The sequence below is a fragment of the Mesorhizobium sp. B2-4-12 genome (genome assembly GCF_006441575.1).
Lineage (GTDB): Bacteria > Pseudomonadota > Alphaproteobacteria > Rhizobiales > Rhizobiaceae > Mesorhizobium.
The window spans coordinates 81,333-88,955 of sequence record NZ_VFVC01000023.1 but is presented as its reverse complement, the minus strand read 5'-3'; the positions used below and the strand labels follow the sequence as shown (position 1 = coordinate 88,955).

At 62.7% G+C, this 7,623-nt stretch carries 8 protein-coding genes; 2 read left to right on the top strand and 6 right to left on the bottom strand.

Annotation, left to right across the window (positions count from 1 at the left end; all coding sequences use genetic code 11):
- Positions 1-118: 118 nt before the first annotated feature.
- The 6 genes from FJ934_RS15700 to FJ934_RS15675 all read right to left on the bottom strand — a co-directional run bounded on the left by FJ934_RS15700 (position 119) and on the right by FJ934_RS15675 (position 6,227).
- Entirely contained in the window at positions 119-1,522 is a 1,404-nt protein-coding gene (locus FJ934_RS15700; protein WP_140610518.1) for an FAD-binding oxidoreductase, read from the bottom strand.
- Positions 1,522-2,823, bottom strand: coding sequence for a cytosine deaminase (locus tag FJ934_RS15695; protein WP_140610515.1), 1,302 nt, complete (start codon positions 2,821-2,823; stop codon positions 1,522-1,524). Before FJ934_RS15695 ends, FJ934_RS15700 begins: the two co-directional genes overlap by 1 nt.
- A gap of 422 nt (positions 2,824-3,245) precedes the next feature.
- A complete protein-coding gene (locus FJ934_RS15690; RefSeq protein WP_140610514.1) occupies positions 3,246-4,097 on the bottom strand; it encodes an ABC transporter permease in 852 nt (283 codons plus the stop codon).
- The gene (locus tag FJ934_RS15685) at positions 4,084-4,914 is read right to left on the bottom strand and encodes an ABC transporter ATP-binding protein (RefSeq protein WP_140610513.1); all 831 of its coding nucleotides are present in this window, start codon (positions 4,912-4,914) and stop codon (positions 4,084-4,086) included. Before FJ934_RS15685 ends, FJ934_RS15690 begins: the two co-directional genes overlap by 14 nt.
- A gap of 13 nt (positions 4,915-4,927) precedes the next feature.
- Positions 4,928-5,932 carry an ABC transporter substrate-binding protein gene (locus FJ934_RS15680; protein ID WP_140610512.1) on the bottom strand — a complete coding sequence of 335 codons (1,005 nt, stop codon included), beginning with the start codon at positions 5,930-5,932 and terminating at the stop codon, positions 4,928-4,930.
- On the bottom strand, positions 5,856-6,227 hold the full coding sequence (locus tag FJ934_RS15675; protein WP_140610511.1) for a hypothetical protein: 372 nt from the start codon (positions 6,225-6,227) through the stop codon (positions 5,856-5,858). Before FJ934_RS15675 ends, FJ934_RS15680 begins: the two co-directional genes overlap by 77 nt.
- On the opposite strand from FJ934_RS15675, the gene FJ934_RS15670 reads away from it, so the two are divergent.
- Together FJ934_RS15670 and FJ934_RS15665 are read left to right on the top strand one after the other, a co-directional pair.
- Entirely contained in the window at positions 6,220-6,603 is a 384-nt protein-coding gene (locus FJ934_RS15670; protein WP_140610510.1) for a RidA family protein, read from the top strand. The genes FJ934_RS15675 and FJ934_RS15670 overlap by 8 nt on opposite strands.
- A gap of 215 nt (positions 6,604-6,818) precedes the next feature.
- Positions 6,819-7,622, top strand: a complete 804-nt coding sequence (locus tag FJ934_RS15665; RefSeq protein ID WP_140610509.1) for a creatininase family protein — start codon at positions 6,819-6,821, stop codon at positions 7,620-7,622.
- Position 7,623 lies beyond the last annotated feature (1 nt).

Genomic DNA, 7,623 nt, shown 5'->3' with positions numbered 1-7,623 from the left:
CGCTTCCCTTCCGTTCTGGCATTGGTGATTGGCGAAAGCCGAGGCGACAGTTGATCTCCCCCCTTGAGGGGGAGATGGCCGGCAGGCCAGAGGGGGGTGGACGCGCGCGAACCTCTCCTCATCCCACCCTCTGCAGCCCCTTGAACAAAAAAGTCCGGCCCGAACGATAGTCGTAGTCCGGGTTTTCCCAGGCGATCATCTTGCCGGGGTTGAGCAGGCCTTGCGGATCGGTCTCGCGCTTGAAGGCGAGCTGCACCGCATCCGTCTGCTTCATGCCGCCCTCTTCCAGTGTGTAGCGGTGCGGGTTGAAGATCGGGCAGCCATTCTCCTCATGCAGCCGGATGATCTCGTCGAGCCGCGCCTCGGTGGTGAACTTGACCAGCGGCAGGCCGAAACAGGTGATGTTGCCGTCCAGCCGCACGAATTCGAGATGCGAAAAGACTTCGCCTGGAAACATCGCGTCCATCTTCTCGACCAGCTCCAGCTGGTTGGGAAAGGGATAGAGCGACTGCAGATAGGTGATGTCGGGGTCGACGCGCAGCGCCCTCAGCGTCGTATGGTTCCAGGCCAGCTCGTAGGCCGGCGGCAAGCCCTTCTTCTCGTCCGGCGTTGCGACGGCGGCGTTGAAGATCACGTCGCCGTCGACCCGCCGGGTGAAGGCAAGGAAGGCATCCAGCCCATGCCGCGCCACCATCACGACGCAGATGCTTTGCCCTTCCCTGAAAAACTTCTGGTGCCGCTTGAAATAGAGCTGCGGCACCGGCGCTGATATCGGCGTGATCAGCTTGGTCAGGATGCCATCCTGGCGGGCAAGCGCGTTGCCGTAGCGCGCCGCGCCCATGAAGCTGTCGAAGCCGACGATGACATCGACCCACTCATAGCCCGCGGTCAGCGGCATCTCGACCTCCGAGATGATGCCGTTTGTGCCGTAGGCATGGGTCACCTTGTGCAGATCCTCGCCGGCGAGTTCGAGTACTTTCGGCTCGGCCTCCATCGTCACCACGCGCAGCCGCAGCACATTGCCGAAATCGCGCAACCCGCCAAAATTGATCGAGCCGACGCCGCCCGAACCGCCGGCGATGAAGCCGCCGATCGAGGCGGTGTTGTAGGTGGAGGGCGACAACCGCAGCTCCTGCCCGGAATGCGCGCGCGCTGCCTTGTCGATGTCGGCCAGCACCGCGCCTGGTCCGGTCACCACGCGGCCCGGGCCGATCGACCTGATCTCGTTCATTTCGGCGAGGTTGAGCACCACGCCTCCCGAAAGCGGCATCGCCTGCCCATAATTGCCGGTGCCGCTGCCGCGCGGCGTCACCGGCACGCCATGCCGGTGACAGGCGGCAAGCACACGGATCAGTTCGGTCTCGTCCTTCGGCGTCACGATCAGGTCGCCGGTGACGTGGTCGAGCTGCTGTTTCAGTACTGGACTGTACCAGTAGAAGTCGCGGCTCTTCTGCTGGACGATGGCCGGATTGTCGTCGAGTTTTATCCCGTCGAGATCGCGCTTGAGCGCCGAAATATCCATCATTCCACCATTAGTTCGTCGAGTTCGGCATAGTCGGGCAATTGCCGGTCGATCGCGCGCCCGGCGCGCACAACGATGCGATCCGATTCGGGCCGGGACAGCAATTCCGTCCAGCTCCTACCTTTGAACAGGATGAAATCGGCATCGCCGCCGGCGGCAAGCGTGCCGAAGCCGTCGAGCCGCATCACGCTCGCCGGCGTCGCGGTGACCGCTTGCGGCCAATCGGCGACCGGATGGTCGAGATGCAGAATGCGCGTCGCCATGCGGTAGACCTCCAGCATGTCGAGATCGCCATAGGCATAGAAGGGATCGCGCGTGTTGTCGGAAGCGATCGCGACCGGAATGCCCCTCACCCTCATCTCGTGCAGCAACGTCACCCCACGCCAGCGTGGTGTCGTGTGGTCGGTCCGCCGGTCCTGCAGATAGAGATTGCACATCGGCAGCGAGACTACCGCCAACCCGGCCTTGGCCACCTTGTCCAGCGTGTCTAGCACCTCAAGATCGGGCTGACGCGCCAGCGAGCAGCAATGGCCGACGAGGATCTTGCCCTCGAAGCCGTTCCAGAGTGCGGCCTCGGCGATCTTCTTCAGCGAGATGGCGGCGATGTCGTCGGTCTCATCGGCGTGGAAGTCCAGGTCGAGCCCATGCTCGATCGCTTGCGCGAAGACATGGTCGAGCAGCTCTTCCAGATCCGGCACCATATAGGTGACGACGCCGAGCACGCCCTTGGCGGCGGCAACCCGTTTCGCCAGCCCGTCGAACCATTTCCTGTCGCGCACGCCCTCGATGCCGAGCAGGCAGGCGCCCTGCAATTCGATGCGGCCGCGCCATGTCTCGCGCATCGATTCGAAAACCGGCCAGGAGATCTCCTCCTGCGGCGCGACGCTGTCGAGATGGGTGCGCAGCGCCCTGGTGCCATGCGCGTAGGCCGAGCGCAGCGAGAAATCCATGCGCCGCGCAACATCGTGCGCACTCCAGCGGGCAGCGCGGTCGGTGCCGGTGGCATTCAACGCGCCCATGAAAGTGCCGTCGGGATTGGGTTTTCGCGGCCAGATATGGCCCTTGTCGATATGCGTGTGGCAGTCCACGAAACAGGGCAGAATGATACGCCCGCCAAGATCGACCGCGTCGACCGGCGCCGTTGCGCGGTCACGCGCTGCGATGCTGGAAATCCTGCCGTCGGCGACGGTAATGTCGGCAAGCGCAAAGCCATCGCTGTCGAAGGTTGCAGCTAGGTCGGGCGTGAGCGACTGATGAAGCCGAACATTAGCGAGGTGATAAGAACCAGATGTCGGGATCAAGCCCTATCTCCCTCTGTCCAATGTAACACCGTCCCCTCAAGGCGGCGTTTGGACTGGAGATCTTGTGAACAGGCGTGTGGAGACATCGCGAACAATCTTGCGCTGCCGTCGAGCTCGGAGGAAACGGCATGGATCCTAGGGTCTACGCGTCCGCTTCGCTCCCGCTCTGCCCTAGGATGACGAAGAGAAAGGATGCCGCCGCCAATCGCAAACGTCGAAGATACCGGGGTTCCTACAAATCTCCAGCATTGGCGATTTGCATTTGCCTTCCCGTCCTTCGTCATCCACGGGCGGAGCGGGAGCGAAGCGGACGCGTAGACCCGAGGATCCATGCCGTGACGACCACCGAAGGATGCGGCGGTGTAAAACTGTTCGCGATGTCTGCGCACGTCTGTTCGCGGTGTCTCCGGCCTGAACATTCCTTACCGCTCCTGCTTCAGTGCGCTCTCATGCCAGCGCCGCAGAATGAGATGCGAAATCAGGGACAGCACCAGGAAGATCAGGATTCCCGTCAGCGAAATCAGGAACAGCGCCGCGAACAGCCTTGGCGCATTGAGCCGGTAGCCCGCCTCGATGATGCGCGAGGCAAGCCCAGACGACTGGCCGGTGGCGCCGGCGACGAACTCGGCCACTACGGCGCCGATCAGTGACAGGCCGCCGGCGATCTTCAATCCGCCGAGGAAATACGGCATCGCCGCCGGCAGCCTGAGATAGCGCAACTGTTGCCAGCGGGTCGCGCCGTTGAGCTTGAACAAATCGCGCAGATTGCGGTCGACGGAGTTGAGGCCGAGCGTGGTGTTGGACAGGATCGGGAAGAAGGCGACGATCCAGGCGCACAGCAGAAGCTTGGTCGTCTGGTTGTCGACATAGATGTTGATCAGCGGAAAGATCGCCACGATCGGCGTCACCTGCAGCACGATGGCGAACGGGAAGAACGACATCTCCACCCATTTCGATTGCGCGAACAAAACCGCCAGCCCGACGCCGCCGACAACGGCGAGAGCCAAGCTGAGGAAGGTGATGCGCAAGGTGACCAGCAGTGCCGAGAACAGCAGGCCGGCATCGTTGTAGAGCGTCCACAGCACCACGCCGGGACGCGGCAGGATATATTGCGGGATCGCGTTCCACACGCAGATGCGATCCCACAGCCAGATGGCCAGGATCATGATCGCCAGCGGCAGCACCCAGCGGCCGATCCGCTCGAGCCGCTCCTGGCGCACCCGGCGCGCTTCCTCCGGGTCGAGCTTAATCGCCCGCTCGTCAATGGCCGTCATGGTGCGAGCCTGCTGTTGAATTGATGGCATTGACCAGCACGTCCGAGGCTTGCCGGCAAAGGGATGCATAATCTGGCGAGGTGCGAAACACCTCATCGCGCGGATAGGATGCCTCGATCGCAAGTTCGTCGAAGACCCTGCCCGGCCGCGCCGCCATGACGACCACCCGATTGGAGAGAAACACGCTCTCGAAGACGCTGTGGGTGACGAAGACGACGGTAAAGCGCTCGTCCTGCCACAGTTCCAGCAGGTCGTTGTTGAGCTTGAAGCGGGTGATCTCGTCGAGCGCGGCGAAGGGCTCGTCCATCAACAGCACGCGCGGCCTGGTCACCATGGCGCGCGCGATCGAGACCCGCATCTTCATGCCGCCGGACAGTTCGCGCGGCACCGCATCCTCGAAACCGGTCAGGTGGACCCGTGCCAGCATCTCCGTTATCGCCGGAGCAGCCTTGGCACGGGAGATGCCTTTCAGCCTGAGCGGCAGCCAGACATTGTCGAAGACGCTGGCCCAGGGCAGCAGCGTCGGTTCCTGGAAGACGAAGCCGATATTGGCGCGATCGAGCGAACCGCCGCCGCGCCAGTCAAGCACGCCGGAGGTCGGCGTCGAGAGGCCGGCGATCAGCCGCAGCGCCGTCGATTTGCCGCAGCCGGACGGCCCGAGCAGGCTGAGGAAATCCCCTTCCCGGATCGTCAGATCGACATCGCTCAGCGCCGTCACGCCGTTGGAAAAGACCTTGCCGACGCCGCGCAATGCCAGCAATGCCGGAGCGACGTCCGACGCGTTCGCGGGCGCTTGCGCCACCTTTTCCCTTATCATGCCGGACCCCGGCCTATTTCTTTAGCTCGAGCCCGACGCCCTTGTTGACGAAGGCCAGCGTGTAGGCCTTCTTGATGTCGATGCCGCCGGGTGCGACCTTGGCCTTGACCATCTTGTCGTAGAAACTCTTGATCCGCGCATCCGTCATGGCGCCGATGCCGAGTTTTTCGGTGTCGCCGGAATCGGCAAGGCCGAACTTCTTCATCTGCTCGATCGAGAAAGCGATCTGCTCGTCCGTCATGTCAGGATTGTCTTTCTTGATCAGGTCGTTGGCGGCCTTGTTGTCGCCGTAGAGATATTTGTACCAGCCCTTGGCCGAGCCATCGACGAAGCACTGGACCACCTCCGGCTTCTTGTCGATCGTGTCCTGCATCACCTCGATCGTCGTCGAATAGGTGTCCCAGCCATAGTCGGCCAGCAGGAACTGGTTCGGCACGAAGCCGCCTGCCTTCTGGACCGCGAACGGCTCTGAAGTGACGTAACCCTGCTGGATCGACTTCTTGTTGGCGATGAAGGGAGCGGTGTTATAGGTGTAAGGCACGCGCTTGGCGGCATCGAAGCCGAGCTCGATGACCATCCATTGGAAGAAGGTCTGCACGCCCTCGTCGCCCAGAATATACTGGTCGGCGTTCTTCAGATCCTCCCATTTGTCGAGCCCCTCGCCGGGGTGTGACATGATGACCTGCGGATCCTTCTGGAAGTCGGCCGCCACGACGCGCATCGGAATGCCCTGCTGGACGGCATCGAAGGCCGACAGCAGATTGCCGCCCATGTAGAAATCGATCTTGCCGGCCAGCAGCATCGGCCGGCCGCTGACCTGCGGGCCGCCCTGCATGATGGTGACATCGAGGCCACAGGCGGCATAGGTGCCATCGGCCACGGCCTGGTAATATCCGCCATGTTCCGGCTCGGCCAGCCAGTTGGTGCCGAAGGTGACTTTCTCATTCGCCGCGGCCCCCAGCGTGCTGGCGGCCAGCAAGGCTACCACGCCCATCGAGACCTTCTGTTTTCCGTACATCGACACCACCCTTTGTTTGCTCCGGCGCTCCGCGCGCCAGGCTCGACACCAAAGATTCAAGAAGCAAGACACATGCCACTGGCGTCTCACGCCGGGACCCGCCCGCCTGCACCACAGCCATCTGCGAAAGCCGGAAAGGTCGTGCTGCACCGGAGGCATCGTGCCCATTTTTTGAACGCCTGTCCACAATCGCACCGGCGACATGCACCGCCATCTTGAAGCTGTGCACCGCCATCTTGAAACTGTAATGAAACCCGTCCCAGGCTGACGGCAAACCGGAGATTGCCATGTTCAAGTTTCTCACCCCCAAGTCGATCAAGCCGCCCTTTGCCCGCTATAGCCACGGTGTCGAGGTGCCAGCGGGCAAGCGGCTGGTGCTGTGCTCGGGCCAGGTCGCCATCACGGCGGACGACCAAATCCCCGAGGACGCCGGCGCCCAGGCCGAGCTCTGCTTCCGCAACCTCGCGGCGGTGCTCGGAGAGGCGGGGCTGGGACTGCAGGACATCGTGAGAATCAATGCCTATGTCACCGACCGCGCACATTTGCGGCCCTATATGGATGTCCGCGACCGGCTGTTTTCGAGCCCGGCGCCGGCCTCGACGCTGATGATCGTTTCCGGCTTTGCCAGGCCCGAATTCAAGGTCGAGGTCGAGGCAATCGCCGCCGGATGAGAAGCGCCGCGCTACGAATCGACTGGCCGATGGTCTAAAGTCAAACTATCAAAGGCTGGCGCCGCCCCTCATCCGCCTGCCGGCACCTTCTTCCCGTATAGTGACGGGAAGAAGGGAGAAGCTGCGACGTTAGCGTCCTCCTCTCCCCGTTTTTCACGGGGAGAGGGTAAGGCTGAGGGGCGGGGCCGACGTGCTTCAGTTTCTTCGAGGTCAAAATGGACAAGACAAAAAGACGCGTCTGGTGGGGTGACTACCGGACCACCGAATATGCTTCGGTCGATCCCGAGACGACGATCGCCGTGCTGCCGGTTGCGGCGATCGAACAGCACGGGCCGCATCTGCCTGTCTCGACCGACACCTCGATCATGAATGGCATGCTCGACACGGTCATTTCGGGTCTGCCCGACGATCTCGACATCCGCATCCTGCCGGTGCAGGCGGTGGGCAAGTCGAACGAGCATCTGCACGCGCCGGGCACCCTCACCCTGCCGGCAACGACATTGGTCGAGGCCTGGACCGAGCTTGGCCTGTCGGTCGCGCGCGCCGGTGTGCGCAAGCTCGTCGTCGTCAATTCGCATGGCGGCAATGAGGAGATCATGGGCATCATCACGCGTGAATTGCGCGTGCGCGAAAAGATGCTGGTGGTGAAGACGAGCTGGCAGCGCTTTGGCCGGCCGGCCGGCATGTACACCGAGCTCGAGGATCGTCACGGCATCCATGGCGGCGATGTCGAGACTTCGCTGATGCTGCATTTCCGGCCGGACCTTGTCGACATGGGCAGGGCCGACAATTTCGTTTCCAACGTCGCCCGCGCCGAGAAGGAATTCTCGCTGCTGCGCCACACCGGCACGCACGCCTTTGCCTGGCTCGCCAGCGACCTGAACCCGAACGGCGTGGTCGGCGACGCCAGCATCGCGACAGCCGAAAAAGGACGCTTGACGGCAGAATATCAGGCCGAAGGGTTCATCAGCCTGCTCAAGGACGTGCGCAAGGCAAAGCTCGCGGAGTGGCTTAGATAGT